Annotated in this window: 20 protein-coding genes and 1 other RNA gene; 8 read left to right on the top strand and 13 right to left on the bottom strand. The window is 63.5% G+C overall.

The genetic code is table 11. The annotated features are described in order from the left end of the window. Positions 1-193: 193 nt before the first annotated feature. From SB822_RS16565 to surE, 5 genes are read right to left on the bottom strand one after another with little or no spacing between them, the layout of a single operon-like run. Positions 194-970, bottom strand: a complete 777-nt coding sequence (locus SB822_RS16565; RefSeq protein ID WP_007586476.1) for a 3'-5' exonuclease — start codon at positions 968-970, stop codon at positions 194-196. A gap of 6 nt (positions 971-976) precedes the next feature. Continuing rightward, entirely contained in the window at positions 977-2,071 is a 1,095-nt protein-coding gene (rpoS, locus tag SB822_RS16560) for an RNA polymerase sigma factor RpoS (protein ID WP_007586478.1), read from the bottom strand. A gap of 16 nt (positions 2,072-2,087) precedes the next feature. Then, positions 2,088-3,026, bottom strand: a complete 939-nt coding sequence (locus SB822_RS16555; protein ID WP_090835257.1) for a peptidoglycan DD-metalloendopeptidase family protein — start codon at positions 3,024-3,026, stop codon at positions 2,088-2,090. A 5-nt stretch (positions 3,027-3,031) separates the two neighbouring features. Continuing rightward, complete coding sequence (locus SB822_RS16550) at positions 3,032-4,108, bottom strand: protein-L-isoaspartate(D-aspartate) O-methyltransferase (RefSeq protein ID WP_090835260.1); 1,077 nt, start codon at positions 4,106-4,108, stop codon at positions 3,032-3,034. After that, complete coding sequence (surE, locus tag SB822_RS16545; RefSeq protein WP_090835262.1) at positions 4,105-4,863, bottom strand: 5'/3'-nucleotidase SurE; 759 nt, start codon at positions 4,861-4,863, stop codon at positions 4,105-4,107. Before surE ends, SB822_RS16550 begins: the two co-directional genes overlap by 4 nt. Positions 4,864-5,162: 299 nt before the next feature. Between surE and SB822_RS16540 the strand changes: the two genes are divergently transcribed. Then, positions 5,163-6,137: an NADPH:quinone oxidoreductase family protein gene (locus SB822_RS16540; RefSeq protein WP_090835266.1), complete on the top strand. Its 975-nt coding sequence runs from the start codon at positions 5,163-5,165 to the stop codon at positions 6,135-6,137. 79 nt (positions 6,138-6,216) lie between these two features. Here the strand turns inward: SB822_RS16540 and SB822_RS16535 are convergent, their stop codons facing one another. The 8 genes from SB822_RS16535 to ffs form a co-directional block, all read right to left on the bottom strand. Continuing rightward, positions 6,217-7,041, bottom strand: coding sequence for an ABC transporter permease (locus tag SB822_RS16535; RefSeq protein WP_079485784.1), 825 nt, complete (start codon positions 7,039-7,041; stop codon positions 6,217-6,219). Between the two features lies 1 nt (position 7,042). After that, positions 7,043-7,867, bottom strand: a complete 825-nt coding sequence (locus SB822_RS16530; RefSeq protein WP_007586487.1) for an ABC transporter ATP-binding protein — start codon at positions 7,865-7,867, stop codon at positions 7,043-7,045. A gap of 136 nt (positions 7,868-8,003) precedes the next feature. Next, positions 8,004-9,041 carry an ABC transporter substrate-binding protein gene (locus SB822_RS16525; protein ID WP_410855208.1) on the bottom strand — a complete coding sequence of 346 codons (1,038 nt, stop codon included), beginning with the start codon at positions 9,039-9,041 and terminating at the stop codon, positions 8,004-8,006. A 70-nt stretch (positions 9,042-9,111) separates the two neighbouring features. Continuing rightward, complete coding sequence (locus SB822_RS16520) at positions 9,112-10,356, bottom strand: CaiB/BaiF CoA transferase family protein (RefSeq protein WP_090835272.1); 1,245 nt, start codon at positions 10,354-10,356, stop codon at positions 9,112-9,114. Positions 10,357-10,443: 87 nt separating this feature from the next. Next, on the bottom strand, positions 10,444-11,040 hold the full coding sequence (gene recR / locus SB822_RS16515; RefSeq protein WP_007586491.1) for a recombination mediator RecR: 597 nt from the start codon (positions 11,038-11,040) through the stop codon (positions 10,444-10,446). A 150-nt stretch (positions 11,041-11,190) separates the two neighbouring features. Then, positions 11,191-11,517, bottom strand: coding sequence for a YbaB/EbfC family nucleoid-associated protein (locus tag SB822_RS16510; RefSeq protein ID WP_007182071.1), 327 nt, complete (start codon positions 11,515-11,517; stop codon positions 11,191-11,193). Positions 11,518-11,590: 73 nt separating this feature from the next. Continuing rightward, complete coding sequence (gene dnaX, locus SB822_RS16505) at positions 11,591-13,975, bottom strand: DNA polymerase III subunit gamma/tau (protein ID WP_090835273.1); 2,385 nt, start codon at positions 13,973-13,975, stop codon at positions 11,591-11,593. A 190-nt stretch (positions 13,976-14,165) separates the two neighbouring features. Further along, positions 14,166-14,264: signal recognition particle sRNA small type (gene ffs / locus SB822_RS16500), an RNA gene on the bottom strand. Between the two features lie 433 nt (positions 14,265-14,697). Here ffs and trxA point away from each other — a divergent pair. The 7 genes from trxA to SB822_RS16465 all read left to right on the top strand — a co-directional run bounded on the left by trxA (position 14,698) and on the right by SB822_RS16465 (position 22,006). Next, positions 14,698-15,024: a thioredoxin TrxA gene (trxA, locus tag SB822_RS16495; protein WP_007586494.1), complete on the top strand. Its 327-nt coding sequence runs from the start codon at positions 14,698-14,700 to the stop codon at positions 15,022-15,024. A 287-nt stretch (positions 15,025-15,311) separates the two neighbouring features. Continuing rightward, positions 15,312-16,577: a transcription termination factor Rho gene (gene rho, locus SB822_RS16490; RefSeq protein WP_007586495.1), complete on the top strand. Its 1,266-nt coding sequence runs from the start codon at positions 15,312-15,314 to the stop codon at positions 16,575-16,577. 157 nt (positions 16,578-16,734) lie between these two features. Continuing rightward, positions 16,735-17,235, top strand: a complete 501-nt coding sequence (locus tag SB822_RS16485; RefSeq protein ID WP_007586496.1) for a MerR family transcriptional regulator — start codon at positions 16,735-16,737, stop codon at positions 17,233-17,235. A 54-nt stretch (positions 17,236-17,289) separates the two neighbouring features. Further along, a complete protein-coding gene (locus SB822_RS16480; protein ID WP_090835275.1) occupies positions 17,290-18,126 on the top strand; it encodes a M90 family metallopeptidase in 837 nt (278 codons plus the stop codon). Between the two features lie 179 nt (positions 18,127-18,305). Continuing rightward, positions 18,306-18,569 (top strand): type B 50S ribosomal protein L31, encoded by a 264-nt coding sequence (locus SB822_RS16475; protein ID WP_007586501.1) that lies wholly within the window; start codon positions 18,306-18,308, stop codon positions 18,567-18,569. Positions 18,570-18,866: 297 nt separating this feature from the next. After that, complete coding sequence (locus tag SB822_RS16470) at positions 18,867-20,624, top strand: ArnT family glycosyltransferase (RefSeq protein WP_090835277.1); 1,758 nt, start codon at positions 18,867-18,869, stop codon at positions 20,622-20,624. A 2-nt stretch (positions 20,625-20,626) separates the two neighbouring features. Beyond that, positions 20,627-22,006, top strand: a complete 1,380-nt coding sequence (locus SB822_RS16465) for an MATE family efflux transporter (RefSeq protein WP_090835347.1) — start codon at positions 20,627-20,629, stop codon at positions 22,004-22,006. Positions 22,007-22,191: the final 185 nt, after the last annotated feature.

Below are 22,191 nucleotides of genomic sequence, written 5' to 3'. Positions count from 1 at the left end.
AGCGTCGCCCCTGTGCGGGGCGGCAAAGAAAAGTAGGTGCCGCCCCGCACAGGGGCGACGCTTGAAGCACGAAGGCATAACGCGGATGCCAGCGCCAAGGCAAATAAACCAAACCGCGTGCATAGCAAACACCGCATCGCGGATGCCAGCGCGAACACAAGCAAACCACCCAGCGTCGCAGACATCAAAACCACTAATTATCAAACGCAGCGAGATACTCGGCCCAGTGCGGCGAAGCCTCCTGCGCCAAGGAGTTCTTCACCAACGCAATTTCATCCGCGTACTCCTCCGGCGAAAACCCACCCCGCATCAACTGAAACCGACAATAAAGCAGATACGTATTCACGACATCCGTCTCACAGTAGTTACGAATCTCATCGATCCGCCCTGCCTGAAACGCGTGCCACACCTGCCCGCCATCCATCCCGAGCTTGCCGGGAAAGCCACACAGCTTGGCAAGCGCATCGAGCGGCGCATTCGCCCGCGCCTGATACATCGCCAGCACATCCATCAAGTCGGTATGCCGCGCGTGGTATCGGCTGATGTAGTTGTTCCACTTGAAATCGCGGTCATCCTCGCCAAGATCCCAAAACCGGTTCGCGCGAATACCATTCACCAGCGCACGGTAATTCAGCACCGGCAAATCAAAACCGCCGCCATTCCACGACACGAGCTGCGGTGTGTACTTCTCGATCGTGCGATAAAACGACTGCACGAGCGAAGCCTCGCCATCCGAGGTCGTGCCAAGCGAACGCACCCGAAAACCATTGTTATCGCGGAACACGCACGAAATCGCCGCGACACGCTGCAGATGATGCGGCAGAAAATCACTGCCCGTCTTCTCGCGCCGCGCCGCGAACGCGTGCTCGGCCACTTCTTCGTCGGACATCGTTGCGGGAAGACTTTCAAGCCGGCGAATGCCGGCGACATCGGGAATCGTCTCGATGTCGAATACCAGAATGGGAGTCATCAGTTTCTAGAGAACAGCGTCCTTCCGAACGCCATTGGACGCAAAGAAGCGCTTCAGACGCACGAGCGCCTCTTGCTGGATCTGGCGAACACGCTCGCGCGTGAGGCCCATTTCGTCGGCGAGTTCCTCGAGCGTGGCCGGTTCGATGTGATTCAGCCCGAAGCGGCGCTCGATCACATGACGATGTTTGTCCGACAGCCGCGCGAGCCACGCGCGCGTCAGCGTCTCGAGCTCGCGGTGCTGCACCTCGGCATCGGGCGACTGGCTCTGGTCGTCGGACAACAGATCGAGCAGGCTGCTCGCCGGGTCGAGATCGAGCGGCGCATCGAGCGACGCCGTGTGCTCGTTCAAAGCGAGGATATCGGTGACTTCGTCCGTCGTCTTGCCCGTCAGATACGCAATGTCGTCGATGCTCGCGTCACGGCGCTCGGCCGCTTCGCCCGAATTCATCGAATTCTTTTCGAGGTGGCGCTTCGCGCGCAACACCTGGTTCAGCTCGCGGATCACGTGCACCGGCAGCCGCACCGTGCGCGCCTGATTCATGATCGCGCGCTCGATGCTCTGGCGGATCCACCACGTCGCATACGTCGAGAAACGGAAGCCGCGCGTCGGATCGAACTTTTCGATCGCGTGCATCAGGCCGAGGTTGCCCTCTTCGATCAGATCGAGCAGCGGCACGCCGCGATTCAGATAGCCCTTCGCGATGCTGACCACGAGCCGCAGATTGCGCTCGATCATCACCTGGCGCGCTTCGAACTCGCCCGCCTTCGCGAGGCGCGAATAGCGCTGCTCTTCCTCGACGGTGAGCAGCGGCTTCACGCTGATCCGGTTCAGGTAGTGCTGGATCGTGTCGGCCGTGAGTTCGGCCTGCAGCAACGCGCGAAAGTCGTCGGCGTCGGGCGCGGAATCGTTTGCGCTTTCGCGCCCCTCAGATTCCTCGTCGCGACCCGACGCACGCTCTTCGGAATCGTTGGAGTTCTCGAGGTCCTCGACGTTGTCGTCATCGACCTCCGAAGCGCCAGCGTCGTCCACCGAAACAGGCGTGGCACGGCTCACGGACTCAGTCTCTGCTTGCGACGGGCGGCGCTTCGATTTCGGCATGGTCGTATCGCTTGGCTTATTGCGGCGGCAAATACTTCATTGGGTCGACAGGCTTACCCTGGCGGCGAACTTCGAAATGCAACATCACGCGGTCCGAATCACTGTTGCCCATTTCGGCGATCTTCTGACCTTTGGTCACCGCGTCACCCTCTTTTACCATCAAAGCACGATTATGTGCATACGCTGTGAGATACGTCGCGTCATGTTTGATGATAATGAGATTGCCGTAACCGCGCAGCCCATTTCCTGCATAAACCACGCGACCATCAGCAGAAGCCTTTACCGCTTCGCCCGCCGATCCGCCGATGTTCACGCCTTTGTTCTTCGAATCATCAAAGCCGTTCAACAACGGACCACGCACGGGCCATGCAAACGTCACGTTGCCGTTCGACGCCGTCGCGTCGCTGGCCGCGGGCGGCGGCGTGATCGCCTGTGCACCTGACGCGCCCGGCGCCGCACCGTAAATGGGCGGCTGGTTGGCCAGGCCCGCCGACGGCGCCGGCTGCACGCCCGCAATTGGCGCGTTCTGCACCGCGCCACCGCCAATCGGCGCGGTCGCAACACCCGGCACGACGGGTGCGCCGTTCGCGCCCGGCGGCGCCACGCGCAGCAACTGGTCGACTTCGATCTGGTTCGGGTTCGTCAGGTTGTTCCACGTGGCGATGTCGCGATAGTTTTGACCGTTTTCGAGCGCGATCCTATACAACGTATCGCCGGGCTTCACTCGGTAATAGCCCGGAGGCGGCGGGCCGAGCGGCACGGCCGGCTGCGCGCCGGGCGCGGCGCCCGCCTGCGTGACGGTGCCAAGGGTGCCGGAGCGATCGACGACGGGCGCCTGATCGAGCCGCGTTGCACATGCGGCCAGGACGGACAGCATGGCCACGCAAACGCTGCGCTGAGCGACGGACAACGGGACATTCAGGCTTGTTCTTTGCATCGCGCGAAACATACTCATCGGGGTTAAATCACTCCGGATTTTAAGGGGACAAAGAAAACGCGATCAAGCCGCGATTCGCGCCACTGCGCGGGCCCCGTGCGCTCGACGAGCGTGAGTACCTGCGACTGTCCGTCCTGCGATCCGACAGGCGCCACAAGCCGCGCGCCAATGGCAAGCTGCTCGAGCAGCGCCTGCGGCACATCGAGCCCAGCTGCCGCGATCACGATCGCATCGAACGGTGCCGCGGCCGGCAAACCGATCCGTCCGTCGCCGTAGTGCAGACGGATGTTCGGGATGCGCAGCGGACGCAGGTTCGTCTTCGCGCGCTCGTAAAGCGGCTTGATGCGTTCAATCGAATAGACGTCGCGCGCGACGTGGCTCAGCACCGCGGCCTGATAGCCGCAGCCGGTGCCGATTTCCAGCACGTTCGCGAGCGTGCGGCCCTGCGCGGCCAGCTCGATCATCCGCGCGACCACAGAAGGCTTCGAGATCGTCTGGTGATGGCCGATCGGCAGAGCCGCGTCCTCGTAAGCCTGCGTGGCAAGGCCGGGATCGACGAACATATGACGCGGCACCATCGCCATCGCGTCGAGCACGCGCGGGTCCGTGATGCCGTTCGCCCGCAGCCTTTCGACCATCCGCTCGCGCACGCGTTCTGACGTCAGCGTGACGGCGCTCGTCAACGCGACGTTGGGCGCGCCCGTGCGCTCGAACGACGTCGTCACGGGACGCGGCAACTGGTTGCGCGCGCCGTCATTGCGGATCGTGGTTGCGCCTTTCGTATTGACGATTCCGGACGGACTTTTTGTAATCGCGGGCGTGCGCGCGGACGAACTGGCCGCTTTCGCGTTCGAATTGAGGATGCCTGTCGCGCTCTTCGCGCCCGCCGGCGTTTTTGCGGCCACGTTGCCGCTCACGCCGCTGCGCGCGCGGCCTGCTGCCTGCGCGTTCAGATTGGGTACGGCCGTCTTGGTTGCGGCAGGCTTCGATGCAGCCGGCTTGGCCGCACCCGCTTTCGCGCCGCGTGCGTCCGCCCGGCGCGGCTCGCGCACCAGGTCTTCGAGTCCAAGCGGAAAGCGCTTTGCGCGCTCGCCCGTCATGAAGCGCCGCTCCCGGCGCTCAGCCAGTCGCGCGCCGCGGGCAGCATAGCCGTATGGGTCAGATCGAGTTGCAGCGGCGTGATCGACACGAGGCCGTTGGCCACCGCGTGGAAGTCGGTGCCTTCGCTGGCATCGCGCGCGCCGCCCGCCGGTCCAATCCAGTAGATCGGCTCGCCGCGCGGATTGGTCTGCCGGATCACCGGCTGCGACGGATGCCGCTTGCCCAGGCGCGTGATGCGCCACTCGAGCAACTGCTCGTAAGGCAGGTTCGGAATGTTGACATTCAGCAACGGATAACCGGGCAACGGACGCTCGAGATAGTGCGCAACGATTTCGGCGGCAACACGCGTGGCGTCTTCGAGATGCACCCAGTCTTTATCGACGAGTGAAAACGCGATAGCGGGCACATTGAACATGATGCCTTCCGTCGCCGCGGCGACGGTGCCCGAGTACAGCGTGTCCTCGCCCATGTTCTGCCCGTTGTTGATGCCGGACACGACGAGATCGGGCGTGTGATCGAGCATGCCCGTCAGCGCGATGTGGACGGAATCGGTCGGCGTGCCGTTCACGTAGTAGAAACCGTTGGCCGAGCGCAGCACCGACAGCGGGCGCGAAAGCGTCAGCGAATTCGACGCGCCGCTGCAATTCTGTTCGGGAGCCATCACGGTGACATCGGCGAGCGGCTTCAGCGCTTCGTAAAGCGCAGCAAGGCCTGGCGCCAGATAACCGTCGTCATTGCTGAGTAGGATTCGCATGCGGCGATTGTAACCGAGGAAACAAGGCACGCGAACGACACACGGGCCCCGCGCATGCCTATGCTTTCATGCAGCGTGGCATGTGTGCAGCAGCATGGTGAAAGCGCACGGTCGTTCGAGCTTGCTTTACACTGCTCTGCTACAAGGGTTCGGCAGATGGCGACTGTTGCTTCGTGGCGTTACTTCGCAGCGGCACACGCGTTGCATCAACCACGCGACCGGCACGCAGTCGGAAGCACGCTTATGAACCATGCATGAACCGTGAAGCCTGCAACGCACATTGACCGAAGGGAGACACGATGCGCGCAATCCGCTGCAACCAGTACGGGCCGCCTGAAAGCTTGAACATCGAGGAACTGCCCGATCTCGTGCCGCAAGCCGGCCAGATCGCAATCGACGTCAAAGCGGCAAGCGTCAACTTTCCCGACGTGCTGATCATCCAGAACAAATACCAGTTCAAGCCGCCCCTGCCCTTCACGCCCGGCGCGGAAGTCGCGGGTATCGTGCGCGCCGTCGGCGACGGCGTCACGCAGTTCAGGCCCGGCATGCGGGTGGTCGCCTACACGCAGCAAGGCGGCTTTGCCGAGCAGGCCGTCGCGGACGCGAGCGCATGCGTGCCGTTGCCCGAGGACGCCGACCTCGAGACGGCAGCCGTCTTCACCCTCGCCTATGGCACGTCGCATCACGCCGTGGTCGATCGCGCGGCACTGAAAGCGGGCGAGACGATGCTCGTGCTCGGCGCGGCAGGCGGTGTAGGACTCGCCGCCGTCGAAATCGGCAAGGCGCTCGGCGCACGCGTGATCGCGGCGGCATCGAGCGACGAGAAGCTCGCGACCTGCGTCGCGCACGGTGCCGACGCAACCATCAACTACGCGACGGAAGACTTGCGCGAACGCATCAAGGTGCTCACGGACGGCAACGGGCCCGATGTGATTTATGACCCTGTCGGCGGCAGTTATGCGGAGCCGGCATTTCGCAGCATCGGCTGGCGCGGGCGCTATCTCGTCGTGGGCTTTGCGAACGGCGAAATTCCGAAGCTGCCGTTCAATCTCGCACTGCTGAAAGGCGCGAGCATCGTCGGCGTGTTCTGGGGCGATTTCGCGCGGCGCGAGCCGCAACGCAATGCCGCCGCGTTTCAAGAAATGCTCGGCTGGATTCGCGAAGGCAAGCTCACGCCGCTCGTGTCGGCGCGTTATCCGCTCGAAGACACGGCGCGCGCGCTCAACGACATGGCGCAGCGGCGCGTGCTCGGCAAGATCGTGATCACGCCGTAAGCCTCAATCGCCTTTCAAACACAAACGGCGCGTGACCTTCGCAGGTCACGCGCCGTTTTTCAATTGGAACGTCGGGCGATCAGAGCTTTTCTGTCTCGCCACTCTTCGGCTGCCATTTCATCAGGCGCTTCTCCATCGCGCCGACGATCGCATCGAGTATCAACGCGAAAGCCGTCAGCACGAGAATGCCGGCAAACACGGTGTTGATATCGAACGTGCCTTCGGCCTGCAGGATCAGATAGCCGACGCCGCGCGCCGAACCCAGATACTCGCCCACCACCGAGCCGACGAACGCCAGCCCCACCGACGTATGCAGGCTCGAAAACACCCAGCTCATCGCGCTCGGCAGATAGACGGCGCGCAGCAGCTGCTTGCGGTTCGCGCCGAGCATGCGTGCGTTCGCGAGCACGACGGGGCTCACTTCTTTCACGCCCTGATAGACGTTGAAGAACACGATGAAGAACACGAGCGTCACGCCGAGCGCGACCTTCGACCAGATGCCGAGCCCGAACCACACGCCGAAAATCGGCGCGAGAATCACCCGCGGCATCGAGTTGGCGGCCTTGATGTACGGGTCGAACAACGCGCTCGCGAGCGGCGACAGCGCGAGCCACAAGCCGACCCCCAGTCCGAGCACCGTGCCCAGCGCAAACGCGAGCACGGTCTCGATCAGCGTGATCCACAGGTGCAGATAGATTTCACCAGACGCGAACCATTCCCAGATCCGCACGAGTACTTTCTGCGGCTCGCCGAAGAAGAACGCGGCCTTGTTGGCGTCGTCGAAATAGAACGCGGGCAACAGTGTCGGGCTCGTCAGCACGTACCAGAGCACGAAGCACAGCACGAGCAGCAGCCACTGCCAGATCACGAGGTTCGCGCGGTTCGGGCGCAATGCTTTCCACATCTCAGTTGCCCTCCGGCGCGACCGTCAATTGCTGCTGATAACCTTTGAGCACTTCATCGCGCAGCACACTCCAGATCTGCGCGTGCAATTCGACGAAGCGCGGATGCGAGCGCACTTCGGCGACATCGCGCGGGCGCGGCAGATCGATCGTGAACTCGCCGATCGGCCGCGTACCCGGCCCCGCCGACAGCACCACGACGCGGTCCGACATCGCAATCGCTTCATCCAGATCGTGCGTGATGAAGAGCACGGCCTTGCGCTTCGCGGCCCACAGATCGAGCAGCTCGTTTTCCATCAGCTGGCGCGTCTGGATATCGAGCGCGGAAAACGGCTCGTCCATCAGGATGATGTCGGGATCGAGGATCAGCGTCTGCGCCATCGCGACCCGCTTTCTCATGCCGCCCGACAGCTGATGCGGATAACGATCCCCGAACCCACCTAGGCCGACGCGCTTCAGCCATTCGTCGGCGCGCGCGAGAGCTTCGGCGCGCGGCACGTCATGGAACGACAGGCCCGCCAGCACGTTATCGAGCGCCGAGCGCCACGGCATCAGCGCGTCGGCCTGGAACATGTAGCCCGCGCGCCGGTTGATGCCCGAGAGCGGCTCGCCGAACACCGTCACCGCGCCCGAGGACGGCTCCAGCAGCCCCGCGCCGACGTTCAGCAAGGTCGACTTGCCGCAGCCCGTCGGGCCGACCACGGAGACGAACTCGCCCGGCGCGATGCGCAGCGTCGTGTCCTTGACGGCGGTGTAGCTTTGCCCGCGCTTCTCGCGCGACGCAAACGTGCAGGTAATGTTTTCGAGCGCCAGGGCGGCAACGGTCATCGTTCGGCTCGCTTGTTTCGATGCTTCGGTGGTTCGATGTCGCCACGTCGTGACACGGCAGGGCTTCCGCCCGCACGCGCGTCGCCGGGCGGAAGCCCGGTACGGATCGAGGTTGAATCGAAGTTTAGATCGCGCGTTATGCCTTGACCGTCGCGAGCGCCTTCTTCACGAAGTCGTTCGTCCAGGTCTTCGACAGATCGATCGGCTTGCCCTTTATCGTCTCGTCGAACGCCTGCAGCGTCTTCAGCGACGTCGCGGGGCCGTCGGCGGGCATCAGGCCATCGGGCGACATTGCCTCTTTCACGTGCTGCCACGCATCCAGATACAGCGCGCGGTCGCCGAGCAGATACGACTCAGGCACGGTGTTGATCAGCTCGGTGCCCGTTGCCGTCTGCAGCCACTTGAGCGCGCGCACCATCGCGTTGGTGAGCGCCTGCGTCGTATTCGGATTCTTGCTGATGAACGATTGCGAGGCGTACAGGCAGCCGGCCGGCATGTTGCCGCCGAACACCGTGCGCGTGTCGCTGAGCGTGCGCGTATCCGACACGACGCGAATCTCGCCCGAGCGTTCGAGCTTGGTCATCACCGGGTCGAGATTGGCGAGCGCGTCGATCTGGCCGGACTGCAACGCGGCGATCGCGCCGGCGCCCGCGCCGACGCCGATAAACGACACGTCCTTCGCCGTCAGCCCGGCTTTGGCGAGCACGAAGCTCGCCATGATCGACGTCGACGAGCCCGGCGCTGTCACGCCGATTTTCTTGCCCTTCAGATCGGCGATCGACTTGTAGTTCGCCATCGTCTTCTTCGACACGGCGAGCACGATCTGCGGCGCGCGGCCTTGCAGCACGAATTCTCGAAAGTACTGGCTCTTCGCCTGCAACAGCAGCGTGTGCTCGAACGCGCCGGACACCACATCCGCGCTGCCGCCGACGGCCGCCTTCAACGCCTGCGAGCCGCCCGCGAAATCGGAGATTTCGATTTCGAGCCCTTCGTCCTTGAAGAAATTGCGGCGCTCGGCGATGGTGAGCGGCAGGTAGTAGAAGAGGTTCTTGCCGCCGACAGCGATCGCGACTTTCGACGTCTCCAGCTTGCTTTGCGCGAACGCGAGCGGCGAGCCGACGAGCGAGGCGCCCGCGAGTGCCGCGCCGCCTGCGAGGAAGCTTCTTCGTTGCATGGTCCTGTCTCCAGTTTTTGTTCTGTCGCGGGCTGATCCGCCCGTCTTCGTGCGCTAGCGTGTGTGCCCGCTACACGATCTGTTGCGCGTGCAACCTTGCAATGTGGTCCGCATCATAACCCAGCGTTTGCAGAACTTCATCCGTATGTTCACCCAGTTCCGGCCCGAGCCAGCGCGTCTCGCCGGGCGTCTCCGAGAGCTTCGGCGTGACGTTCGGCAGCGTGATGTCGCGGCCATCGTGCCACTTGAACGTCTGGATCATCTGGCGCGCGACGTACTGCGGATCGGTGAACATGTCGGCGACGCTGTAGATGCGGCCCACGGGCACGTCGGCGGCGTTCAGCACGTCGAGCGCTTCGTCGATCGTGCGGCTGGCTAGCCACGCGGCGATCGCGCCGTCGATCTCCTGCGTGCGCGGCACGCGGCCATCGTTATGCGCGAGCGATAGGTCGTTCGCAAGGTCTTCGCGGTCGATCGCGAGCATCAGGCGCTTGAAGATGGGATCGCTGTTGCCGCCGATCACGATGCTTCCGTCGCGGCACGGATAGGTGTTGGACGGCACGATACCCGGCAGCGATGCGCCCGTGCGCTCACGGACCATGCCGTACACGCCGTATTCGGGCACCACGCTTTCCATCATGTTGAAGACGGCTTCGTACAGCGCGACATCGACGACCTGCCCTTTGCCGCCGTTCACCTGCCGATGATGCAGTGCCATCAGCGCACCGATCACGCCATGCAGCGCCGCGATCGAATCGCCGATCGAAATGCCGATGCGCGGCGGCGGCAGGTCCGGATAGCCGGTGATATGACGCAGCCCGCCCATCGATTCGGCAATCGCACCGAAGCCGGGACGGTCGCGATACGGGCCCGTCTGCCCGTAACCGGACAGACGCACCATCACGAGACCCGGATTTTCCGCCGACAGCACGTCATAGCCGAGCCCCAGCTTGTCGAGCAGACCAGGCCGGAAATTCTCGACGACGATATCCGCTTCCTTCGCGAGCTTGCGAACGATTTCCTTGCCTTCGTCGGCCTTTAGATTGATCGTCACCGACTTCTTGTTGCGCGCCTGCACGGCCCACCACAGCGACGTGCCGCCCACTTCGGGATAAAGCTTGCGCCATTTGCGCAGCGGATCGCCGCCCTTCGGATCTTCGATCTTGATCACGTCCGCGCCGAACTCGCCGAGAAAACGCGCGGCGAACGGGCCCGCGATCAGCGTGCCGAGTTCGAGCACCTTGACGCCCGCGAGCGGTCCCTTGGGCTTTTCCGCTTCGGTTTTTTCCGTTGGCGTTGAAGTGGATGCGCTCATGTGTCTCCTGATCTTCGTTGTGCTGGCCGGGCGGTCCTGCTGTCACACGTTGTGGTTCGGACGAGTTGTGGTGCGGACAACGCGCCGTTACATCGAACGCCTGTCGAGCATCGCGCGCGCGATCGTGCCCGCGTCGACATATTCGAGTTCGCCGCCCACAGGCACGCCGCGCGCGAGCCGCGTGACGGACAGGCCGCGCGCCTTGAACGTCTGGCCGAGATAATGGGCCGTCGCCTCGCCTTCGTTGGTGAAGTTGGTCGCGAGCACGACTTCCTTGACGACGCCGTCCGACGCACGCCTGACGAGCCGGTCGAAATGGATTTCTTTGGGGCCGATGCCATCGAGCGGACTGAGGCGCCCCATCAGCACGAAATACAGGCCGCGATAGGTCATGGTCTGTTCGAGCATGATCTGGTCGGCGGGCGTTTCGACGACGCACAGCAGCGTCGGATCGCGTTCGCTGTCGCTGCAGACCTCGCAGATCTGCGCTTCCGTGAACGTGTTGCACTTCTCGCAGTGCTGCAGATGCTCGGTGGCGAACAGCAGCGAGCGGCCGAGTTTTTCGGCGCCTTCCCGATCGTGCTGCATCAGGTGATACGCCATGCGCTGCGCGGACTTCGGACCGACGCCGGGCAGCGCACGCAGCGCTTCGACGAGCGCCGACAAGGCGGAAGGTTGTTTCATGCTGGTACGGCGGCGTCGACGTGTAGTGGGTTGAATCGCGGATGTGTTCCAGCGAGCGAAGCCGCGCCATTCGACAACGAACGGCGAACGCGCGGGCATATGGCCATGAGGCGATGCGGCCATGCGCCGCGCGCGACACGCTGCGCGTTGTTAGAACGGCAGCTTGAATCCCGGCGGCAACGGCAGGCCCGAAGTCATGCCGCCCATCTTTTCCTGCGCGGTGGCTTCTGCCTTGCGCACGGCATCGTTGAAGGCAGCGGCGACGAGGTCTTCGAGCATGTCCTTGTCGTCGGCGAGCAGGCTCGGATCGATCGACACGCGGCGCACGTCGTTCTTGCAGGTCATCGTCACCTTGACGAGGCCCGCACCCGACTGCCCCTCGACTTCGATCAGCGCGAGTTGCTCCTGCATCTTCTTCATGTTTTCTTGCATCTGCTGGGCCTGCTTCATCAGCCCGGCGAGTTGACCTTTCATCATGGACTTGCTCCTTCGTAATAATGGATTCGGTTGGGCGCGTGCGCGTCGGCGTAATGGGAGGCGCGCGCGGAAGTCAGTGGCCGGCCGCGCTCTGGCCGCCTTCGGCGCCCGGCGCGAGCGGGCGAACGGAGCCCGGCACGATGCTCGCGCCGAATTCGCGGATCAGCGACTGCACGAACGGATCGGCGCCAATCTCGCGCTCGGCTTCCTGCTGGCGTTTCGCGCGTTCGATCGAGTCGAGCACGGCGGCCGTGCGCCGCACGGGGCCGACCTCGACCTGCACGTCGATTTCGCTGCCCAGCCGCTCGGCCAGCGCCGCCTTGAGCTTCGCGACCTGCGCGGATTCGGTGTAGAGCTGGACCGCGACGTTGAGCTTAAGCGTCTTGCCCTCGACGGCCATCAGTTCGCTGTTGAACGCGAGCTGATAGGAGATGCCCTTGAGCGGCAGCGTGACGGCAAGCGCCGGCCAATCGCCTTCGACGCCGATCGCATCGAGTGGCACGGCGGGCGGCAGCGTGCGGATATCGACGACGGGCGCGGCTGTCGCAACGGGCGTAGCGGGCGCATTGCCTCGCCCGACCAGCATGTCGTCCGGGCCACTGTCGAAGACAGGAATGAAGTTGTCGTCGGAAGCCGCGAAGAACGCATCGTCCGACGATGCGGGCATATAGTCGTCGGGCGGAATGTCATCCCACGGCGGGACGCCAGAGGCGCCCTGCGGCTGTGCGGCACGCGGCGTCTGCGTGCGCGCGGCGTTTTCCTGTTGCGCGGCGGCCGCGGCGCGGCGGGCGGGATCGGGCGTCGGCACGCGCACGGCGACGCGCGGCGCGGCGGGTTTGGCCGGTGCCGCAGGCGTCGCTGACGCGGGAGCGGCCGAGGCCGGACGGCTTCCCGTCGATACCTTCAGGCCCGCATTGCGCAGCACGTCGAGCGCGGCGCTCGCACCACCTGCGCGGCGCGGAGCGGATTCGGTCTGCGTGGAGGAATCATCTGCCGGCGCAGCGTTATCTTGTTGCCCGATCGACGCAACCGGCGAATCGACGTTCGCTGTCGATTCGGCTGAGGTCGAAGCCGCAGCCACCGACAGCGGCGTGACGGCGGCATCGACAGGCGCGGCCTGAATTTCAGGCGCAGGCTCTGGCGACACGGCCGGCTCAGGAACGGCTTGCGGCTGAACCGGCGCCGGTTCGGGTTTCGCCACCGGAGCGACGCGGGGTGCAATGGCAACGGTAGTAGCCGCTGGCGCATCGCTCGTGCGAGCCTGCGGCGCGGCAGCAGCCGCCGCCGCGACAGGCGCGCCCGTCCGCTTTGCTCCAGCAGCCGGGACGCTCGAGCGGCCAGCCGGCGTCACACCGCCTCCGCCGCCACCGTTCGGGGCCGGTTCGAACGCGAGCATGCGCAGCAGCGTCATCGTGAAGCCTGCGTATTCATCAGGCGCAAGGCCCAGCTCGCTTCGGCCGATCGTTGCGATCTGATAGAACAGTTGCACCTGCTCCGGACTCAGCGTGTCAGCGAAACGGCGCAGGTCGGCGGCTTCCGGCCACTCGTCCAGCACCGACGACGGCGAAAACTGCGCCCACGCGATCTTGTGCAACAGACTTGCCAGATCCTGCAGCGCGGTCGAGAACGACAGGCTGCGCAACGCCATTTCGTCAGCAACCGACAGCACGGCCGCACCCTCGCCCGCGACGAGCGCGTCGAGCAGGCGGATCAGATAGCTTTGATCGAGCGCGCCGAGCATGCCGCGCACGGCTTCCTCGGTGACCTGGTTCGCCGAGTAGGCGATGGCCTGATCGGTCAGCGACAACGCATCGCGCATCGAGCCGTCTGCGGCGCGCGCGAGCAGGCGCAGCGCCTGCGCTTCATGCGGAATTTTTTCTTCGCCGAGAATGTGCTCGAGATGCGACACGATATGCCCTGCCGGCATCTGCTTCAGGTTGAACTGAAGACAGCGCGACAGCACCGTGACGGGAATCTTTTGCGGGTCGGTCGTGGCGAGGATGAACTTGACGTGCGGCGGCGGCTCTTCCAGCGTCTTCAACATCGCGTTGAACGCGTGGTTCGTCAGCATGTGTACTTCGTCGATCATGTAGACCTTGAAGCGCGCATCGACGGGCGCATAGACCGCGCGCTCCAGCAGCGCAGCCATTTCATCGACGCCGCGATTGCTCGCCGCGTCCATCTCGACATAATCGACGAAGCGCCCTTCATCGATCTCGCGGCACGCACGGCACACGCCGCATGGCGTAGACGTGACGCCCGTTTCACAGTTGAGCGCCTTCGCGAAGATCCGCGACAGCGTCGTCTTGCCGACGCCCCGCGTGCCGGTAAACAGATAGGCGTGGTGCAGACGGCCGCCGTCGAGCGCGTGCGTGAGCGCGCGCACCACGTGCTCCTGTCCGACGAGCGAAGCGAAATCCTTCGGCCGCCATTTGCGTGCGAGAACTTGATAGGTCATCCGGAAATTGTATCAGCAAGACTGACGCGAAAAGACGAATCGATAACGCGCCCGATAGCGCGTTCAAGCGAGGCGTGACAACGCTCTGACGCCTCATTGAATTTCGCTAAGGGAGCGATAGAAGATGCCGCGTTTCGAACGACGCCGCAAAGAGAGCAAACAGGGGAAATAATGCGAAGGAAAAAAGGAAGGTGACGAGCCTGACCCTCGGCACTGGCGGAAAACGGCTGTGGCTGCTTCGTTCCCGACCTGACCAGGTTGACCGCACCTCCATGCGAGGAGGCCCGTCACGTCGCATTCTAACATCGCTCGCTGCGCCGCGCGAGAGGCTCGCAGACAAAACGCACAGAAACCCCGTTCAAACTTCGTCGCCACCCTCTTGTGTTCGCGCGCGCGAACTCCAGATAGTTGATGTCACGAGGGAGCTACCGCGCTTCGCATCGACACAGGGATCATCTGAGTGATGTAAAGCCGCGGCGCGAAACCCTACTGTCGGAATGCGTACTATCACGACGGGCAACGCATAGCAATTTAGGCTAAACTGACGTTCAAGTGGCCCGCAAAGCCAAGCCAGCCCGCTCTCCTGAAGGTGTCCCCACGATACTTCCCGCAGCGCGTTTCATGGTTTGTCCTGTGGCAAAGCGAACGGAAAGTTTTCTGATTTTGTTGTATCGTGGCGGGCATTCAAAGCAGGCCTCGAACCGAAAGAGGTATTCACACAAATGAGCGAACACATCAAGCATATTAGCGACGCGTCGTTTGAACAGGACGTCGTCAAATCCGACAAACCCGTGCTGCTCGATTTCTGGGCGGAATGGTGTGGCCCGTGCAAGATGATCGCGCCGATCCTCGACGAAGTTGCGAAGGACTACGCTGATCGCCTGCAGATCGCCAAGATCAATGTCGACGAACATCAATCCACGCCCGTCAAGTTCGGCGTGCGCGGCATCCCCACGCTGATCCTCTTCAAGAACGGCGCGGTCGCTGCACAGAAGGTTGGCGCACTGTCGAAGTCGCAACTCACCGCGTTCCTCGACGGCAACCTTTAATTTGCATACACGGCACGCGCGCCGCAAGCGCGCTGCCCGGCTCGCACAGTGCGTCGGCAGTGAAGCAACGCCACGCATGAAGCGAGCCGCATGATTCTTGTTGTCGCTGGACAACAATGACAACAAGAATCATGCGCCGACAAAGAACCGGCCGCGCAGGCTGGTTTTGGCGTGTGCTATGCTAGAATCCACAAAACGTCGAAAAGACGGGTAAGTCCTTGAGCGGTTCCGCTCACTTCTCCTCCCAGAATTCATTTCAGGTCGCACCTTCTCTGCGGGTTCTCCGTATGCATTTATCCGAGCTTAAGACCCAGCACGTTTCCCAATTGATCGAGATGGCCAATGGTCTCGAGATCGAAAGTGCGAACCGCCTGCGCAAGCAGGAACTGATGTTCGCCATTCTAAAAAAACGCGCCAAAACGGGCGAAACGATCTTCGGTGACGGCACCCTCGAAGTGCTGCCGGACGGCTTCGGCTTCCTGCGCTCACCGGAAACCTCGTATCTCGCCAGCACGGACGACATTTACATCAGCCCGTCGCAGATCCGCCGCTTCAACCTGCATACGGGCGACACGATCGAAGGTGAAGTCCGCACGCCGAAGGACGGCGAGCGCTACTTCGCGCTGGTGAAGGTCGACAAGGTCAACGGCCAGCCGCCGGAAGCCTCGAAGCACAAGATCATGTTCGAGAATCTGACGCCGCTGCACCCGAACAAGGTGCTGCTGCTCGAACGTGAGATGCGTGGCGAAGAAAACGTCACGGGCCGGATCATCGACATGATCGCGCCCATCGGCAAGGGTCAGCGCGGTCTGCTCGTCGCGTCGCCGAAGTCCGGCAAGACCGTGATGCTTCAGCACATCGCGCATGCGATCAAGCAGAACCATCCGGACGTGATCCTGTTCGTGCTGCTGATCGACGAACGTCCTGAAGAAGTGACGGAAATGCAGCGCTCGGTGGCGGGCGAAGTCATTGCGTCCACCTTCGACGAACCGGCCGCGCGTCACGTGCAGGTCGCCGAAATGGTGATCGAAAAAGCCAAGCGCCTCGTCGAAATGAAGAACGACGTCGTGATCCTGCTCGACTCGATCACGCGTCTCGCACGCGCCTACAACACGGTTGTCCCCGCATCGGGCAAGGTGCTGACGGGCGGTGTCGACGCGAACGCGCTGCAACGTCCGAAGCGCTTCTTCGGCGCGGCCCGTAACATCGAGGAAGGCGGTTCGCTGACCATCATCGGCACGGCGCTGATCGAAACCGGCAGCCGCATGGACGACGTGATCTACGAAGAGTTCAAGGGCACGGGCAACATGGAAGTGCACCTCGAGCGCCGTCTCGCGGAAAAGCGCGTCTATCCGTCGATCAACCTGAACAAGTCCGGCACGCGTCGCGAAGAACTGCTCATCAAGCCTGAGATCCTGCAAAAGATCTGGGTGCTGCGCAAGTTCATCCACGACATGGACGAAGTCGAAGCAATGGAATTCCTGCTCGACAAGATCCGCCAGACGAAGAACAACGCCGAGTTCTTCGACATGATGCGTCGCGGCGGCGGCTAAATAGCCATCGCGCCCGTCGGCGTTCGCGCCCACAAAAAACGCCTGCTTTCGAGCAGGCGTTTTTTTATTTTCACGCGCTGCGCCTGCGCAAGCGACAATGCGATCGCGCACCTATCTCTATAATGCTTCACCTCCCGCCGACCAGTGAAGCATCACCATGCCGATCGCCGATTCCCCCACTCTGCTGACCGTGCGCGACGCCGCCGAACGCCTCGCCGTCACGCCGCGCACGCTCAAATACTACGAAGAACGCGGGCTCGTCACGCCCAGCCGCAGCGAAGGCCGCTATCGTCTGTACGACGAGGATGATCTCGAACGCTTTTCGCGCATCCTGCGTTTGCGCGCGCTTGGTTTTTCGCTGGCAGGCATCACCGAAATGCTGAAGCGGCCGCTCGAAAACACCGAAAGCGGACGCCGTGGCTATTCGATGGAATCGTTGCAGCAGATACGCGACGGTCTCGCGCAGCAGGTCGAGTCGCTCGATGCGCGGATCGAGTCCGTGCAGCGCGAACTGAAGGAAGCGCAGAAGCTCAAAGCCGAACTGAGCGACGACCTGGATTACGTGCAGCGCCGTCTCGCCGGCGAGAGCGCTGACGAACTGATCCAGAAGCGGCGCGCATCGGCCGCTTTGAAGCGCACCAAAGGCACGAAAGCCTGAACGCCGCGCGGGCCGCCGCCCTACATCGATCACTCAAACAAATCCAGGCACGCGATGTTTTCGAAACTCACTCGATGGCTCGACACGCGCCGCCGCGACCGCGCGCTGCGCACTTACGCAATCGACGACGCGCTCTGGCAGGCGACGCTCGACGGCCTGCCATTCCTGTCGCATTTCGCGCCCGCCGACCTGCAGCGCCTGCGCGAGATGACGAGTCTCTTCATCGCGCAAAAGGAATTCTCGACTGCACACGATCTCGAACTGACCGAACAGATTACCGTCGCGATCGCCGTACAGGCCTGCCTGCCCGTGCTCAATCTCGGGCTGGAACTGTATCGCGGCTGGGTCGGCGTGATCGTCTATCCGGGCGAGTTCGTGATCCGCAAGACTGTCGAAGACGAAGACGGGGTCGTGCATGAAGTCGAGCACGATGCGAGCGGCGAAGCTTGGGAAGGCGGACCCGTGATCCTGTCGTGGGAAGACGCGCAGATGACGGACAGTTCGGACGCCTACAACGTCGTGATTCACGAGTTCGCGCACAAGATCGACATGGTGACGGGCGAAGCGGATGGCCACCCGCCCCTCTTTCGCAAGCTGCATGCGCCGCTCGATTCCGCGCATTGGGCGGACGTGTTCGACCACGCATACGACCAGTTCTGTGCGAAGGTCGACGCGGTGCCGGATCGCCGCTGGGCGCGCTTCGAGCGTGAATCGCTGATCGATCCGTATGCAACCGATCATCCATCGGAATTTTTTGCCGTGTGCAGCGAGGCGCTGTTCGTGAAGCCGCGCGAGTTCGAGGCGGAGTATCCGGAGCTATACCGGCTGCTCGCGCGTTATTACCGGCAGGACCCGGCGCGCACGGGCGCCCTCGGCGACGCAAGTATCTGATCGGCAAGGAAAAATGGCCGAAAGTAATCCGGTGCTGCCTCTGCGAAAAAACGTCCCCGAGCCTCGTCAAAGGTCTGATTTTCTGGCATAATCGCCGTTTTTCGACCTTAGGCAAGTGGCTCGCGGTTGCGGAATTCTCCGGCTCCCGGGTTGGCTACCGCCAGACTAAAGGAAAGACCATGAAAGAAGGCATTCACCCGAATTACCGCGAAGTCCTGTTCGTCGATATGTCGATCGACTTCAAGTTCGTGACGCGCTCGACCATCCAGACGCGTGAAACGGCCGAATTCGAAGGCAAGACGTACCCGCTGGCGAAGATCGAAGTCTCGGCGGAATCGCACCCGTTCTACACGGGCCAGCAAAAGATCATGGACACGGCCGGCCGCGTCGAGAAGTTCAACAAGAAGTTCGGCTCCCGTGCTACGGGCAAGGCCGTGAAGTAATACCCCGCGAAGTTGTACGTGCGTGGCCCCGACTCCCGTCCGGGCCGCTACGATGCAAAAAGGGCAGCGCAAGCTGCCCTTTTTTGTCGGTGGACGCTTTGTCGACACACCGCCCGGGTCCGCGTCGACAATTCGCCCGCCCCCCGCCCGTTTATCTGCCGTGCAACTGTCTGTAAGGCAGCGTGTGACGCGCACCGCGCCACCCGTCTACAATGCCGCATGTCTGAATCCGAGACGCCTCCTGCGCTCCACCAATAACTCACGGCTGCCACGCGCGCGGCCCCACACGAACACCGCATGAGATCTGTCGTTCGCCTCACTGCCTCCGCCACCAGCGCGCTGCCGCGCTGGCTGCTGCTTACCATCTGCGTCGTGTATGCGTCGTTCGGCCTGTTCGGGCGCGACCCGTGGAAGAACGAGGATGCAGCCGGCTTCGGCGTCATGTGGACGATGGCCAACGGCTCGCTGCACGACTGGCTGCTGCCGAATCTGGTCGGCAAGTACATGACGTCGGACGCGCCGCTCGGCTACTGGCTCGGCGCGAGCGCGATCCGCGTGCTGGACCCGCTGGTCGACGCGAGCAATGCGTCGCGGGTGTTCACGGGCCTGCTGTTCTGCGCCGCGTGCGCGTTCGTCTGGTACGCGGCCTATCTGCTTGGTCGCCGGCCCGAAGTGCAGCCGTTCAAATACGCATTCGGCGGCGAGCCCGAGCCGCGCGACTATGGCCGCACGCTCGGCGACGGCGCGCTGCTGATCCTGCTCGCCACCTTCGGCCTCGCCGAACGCGGCCACGAAACCACGCCGCAGATCGCGCAGTTCGTCTGCATCGCGATGCTCATCTACGGCCTCGTGCGGATGGTCGACAAACCCGTTCAGGGCGCGCTGATCTGGGGTGGCGCGATCGGCCTCGTCACGCTGACGAGCAGTCCTGTGCTGGTCGGCGCGCTGCTGATCGGCACCTTTGCGATGATGGTGATCGTCCACGAGACGCACTGGCGCACGCTGATGCTGGCCGGTCTGCCCGTCGCGCTGGCGCTGTCGGTTGCGTGGCCGCTCGCGGCCATCGCGCTCTACCCCGATGACGCCGTCTGGTTCCTCCAGCAATGGATGCGCAGCAGTCTGCATGCGTTCGCGGGCCCCTATGGCTCGACGCTGCTCTACGCGGTCAAAAACCTGTCGCTGTTCGCATGGCCCGCGTGGCCGCTCGCGATCTGGGCGTGGTTCAGCTGGGCCGGGCTGCGGCGCGCGCCGCACATCGCGATTCCGCTTTCGGTGATCGCGCCGATGCTGGTTCTCGTCGTGCTGCAAAGCCATGGCTCGAACCGTCTGTTCATGCTGCTGACGCCCGCGCTCGCGGTGATCGCCGCGTTCGCGCTGCCGACGCTCAAGCGCGGCGCGATCAATGCCATCGACTGGTTCGCGGTGCTCAGCTTCACCGTGCTCGGCTCGTTCGTCTGGCTGGTGTGGCTCGCGGGCATGACGGGCTTTCCGCATCAGCTGGCGCGCAACCTTGCGCGCCTCGCGCCGGGCTTCACGCCGCAGTTCAAGATCCTGTCGTTCGTGTGCGCGGTCGCCGTGACCGTCTGCTGGTTCGTGCTGGTGCAATGGCGCGTGGCGCGTCATCCGAAGGTACTGTGGCGCAGCGTCGTGCTGTCGAGCGCAGGTACGACGCTGATGTGGGTGCTGCTGATGACGCTATGGCTGCCCGTCGTCAACTACAGCCGGACCTACAAGGACGTCGCCCAGCAGATCGCCGCGCACCTGCCGTCCGACTACAACTGCATTTCGCCCGCGCGCCTGGGCGACGCGCAGATCGCCACGTTCGCCTACTTCGGCGACATGCATTTTTCGTTCGACGATGACTGCGACGTGCTCCTGCGCCAGGACAGGCAGGACTTCGGCGAGCCGAGCGCGATGTCGAACTTCGTCTGGAAGCTCGTCTGGGAAGGCCGCCGCGTCGCCGACCGCGACGAACGCTTCCGCCTGTACGTGCGTATCGACCGGCCGCAGCCGCCCGTCAAGCGCCGCCCGTGGCGTCCCAAGAAAGCCGGCTGACCATGTTTGCCGATGTGCGGAAAATCGCCGGGCTGGCGTGGCCCGTGCTGATCGGCCAACTGGCGATCATCGCGTTCGGCGTGATCGACACGGCGATGGTCGGCCGTTTTTCGGCAACCGATCTCGCCGCGCTCGGCCTCGGCTCGTCGATCTACATTTCCGTGTATATCGGTCTGACGGGCATTCTGACGGCGCTGCAACCGATCGCCGGTCAGCTCTACGGCGCGGCGCGCTACGAGGAAATCGGCGAGGAAGTGCGCCAGGCGCTGTGGCTCGCGCTGGCGCTTGCCGTCATCGGCTTTCTGATTCTCTACTTCCCTCACCCGCTGCTGCAGCTTGCGCGTGCACCGGAAGCGCTGCGCGAGCGCACCGTGTCCTATCTGCAGATACTCGCGTTCGGCTTGCCCGCGAGCCTCGCGTTCCGCGTCTATAGCTCGCTGACGAATGCCGTCGGCCAGCCGCGGCTCGTGATGATCCTGCAGATCGGCGCGTTGCTGCTGAAGCTGCCGCTCAACGTGTTGCTGATTTTCGGCAAGCTCGGCTTGCCGGCGCTCGGCGGTCCGGGCGCCGCGCTCGCCAGCATTCTGATCAACTGGACGCTTGCCATCGTCGGCATGACGGTGATGACGAAGCTCGACGTGTTCCGGCCGTTCGCGATCTTCCGGCATTTCTGCTGGCCGGTGTGGCGGCGCCAGGCGGCGCAGTTGAAGCTCGGCGTGCCGATGGGGCTGTCGTATCTGATCGAGGTCACGTCGTACACGTTCATGGCACTCTTTATCGCGCGCTTCGGCACGACGACGCTGGCGGGTCATCAGATCGCCGGCAACATCGGCGCGGTGCTGTACATGACGCCGCTGTCGATTGGCATCGCCACCTCGACGCTCGTCGCGCAGGCGCTCGGCGCGCATCGCTACGAAGCGGCGCGCACGCTAGCGCGGCATGGCATCGCGATGGCCGTTGCGATCGCGTGCTGCTACGGCGTGATCGTGCTTGCGCTGCGGCCCGTCATCATCGCGGGCTACACGCCGAACGCGCATGTCGCGCAAGCCGCGATGCCGCTGGTGCTGATCGTCGTTTTCTACCATCTGTGCGACGCGCTGCAGATCACGTCGGCGTTCGTGCTGCGCGCGTATCGCGTGGCTGTCGTGCCGACCGTGATCTATGCCGTTGCGTTGTGGGGCGTCGGGCTGGGCGGCGGTTATGCGCTTGGGTTCGACGTCGGCGGCTGGGTGCCGGAATCGTTCACGGGCGCGCGCGGATTCTGGCTCGCGAATACGGCCAGCCTGCTGATTGCGGGTATTGGCCTCGCCATCTATCTGCGTACGATTAGCGCACGGTCCGTGCGGATGGGCGCTGTGAAGCAGGCGGATGGCGCGGCCTGATTCCATTGCAGCCTGCGCTGACGTAGTAGTGCTGGGCCTCCGTGCCCGCCGAAACCCAGCACCGATCTGCTTGTCCGTAAGCCGACCACCTCCCTTTACAGACCGAGCGTTTGGAAGGGCCCGCAACCGCCTCTTCGGAGAATGTCGCAAAAACAGACCGTTAGTTGCATTTGAGCCCTTCTGCA

The sequence above is a fragment of the Paraburkholderia sp. SIMBA_054 genome (genome assembly GCF_046534875.1).
GTDB classification, from domain to species: domain Bacteria; phylum Pseudomonadota; class Gammaproteobacteria; order Burkholderiales; family Burkholderiaceae; genus Paraburkholderia; species Paraburkholderia hospita.
Note: the sequence above shows the minus strand (reverse complement) of the source record. Positions and strands in the feature narration are given on the sequence as shown.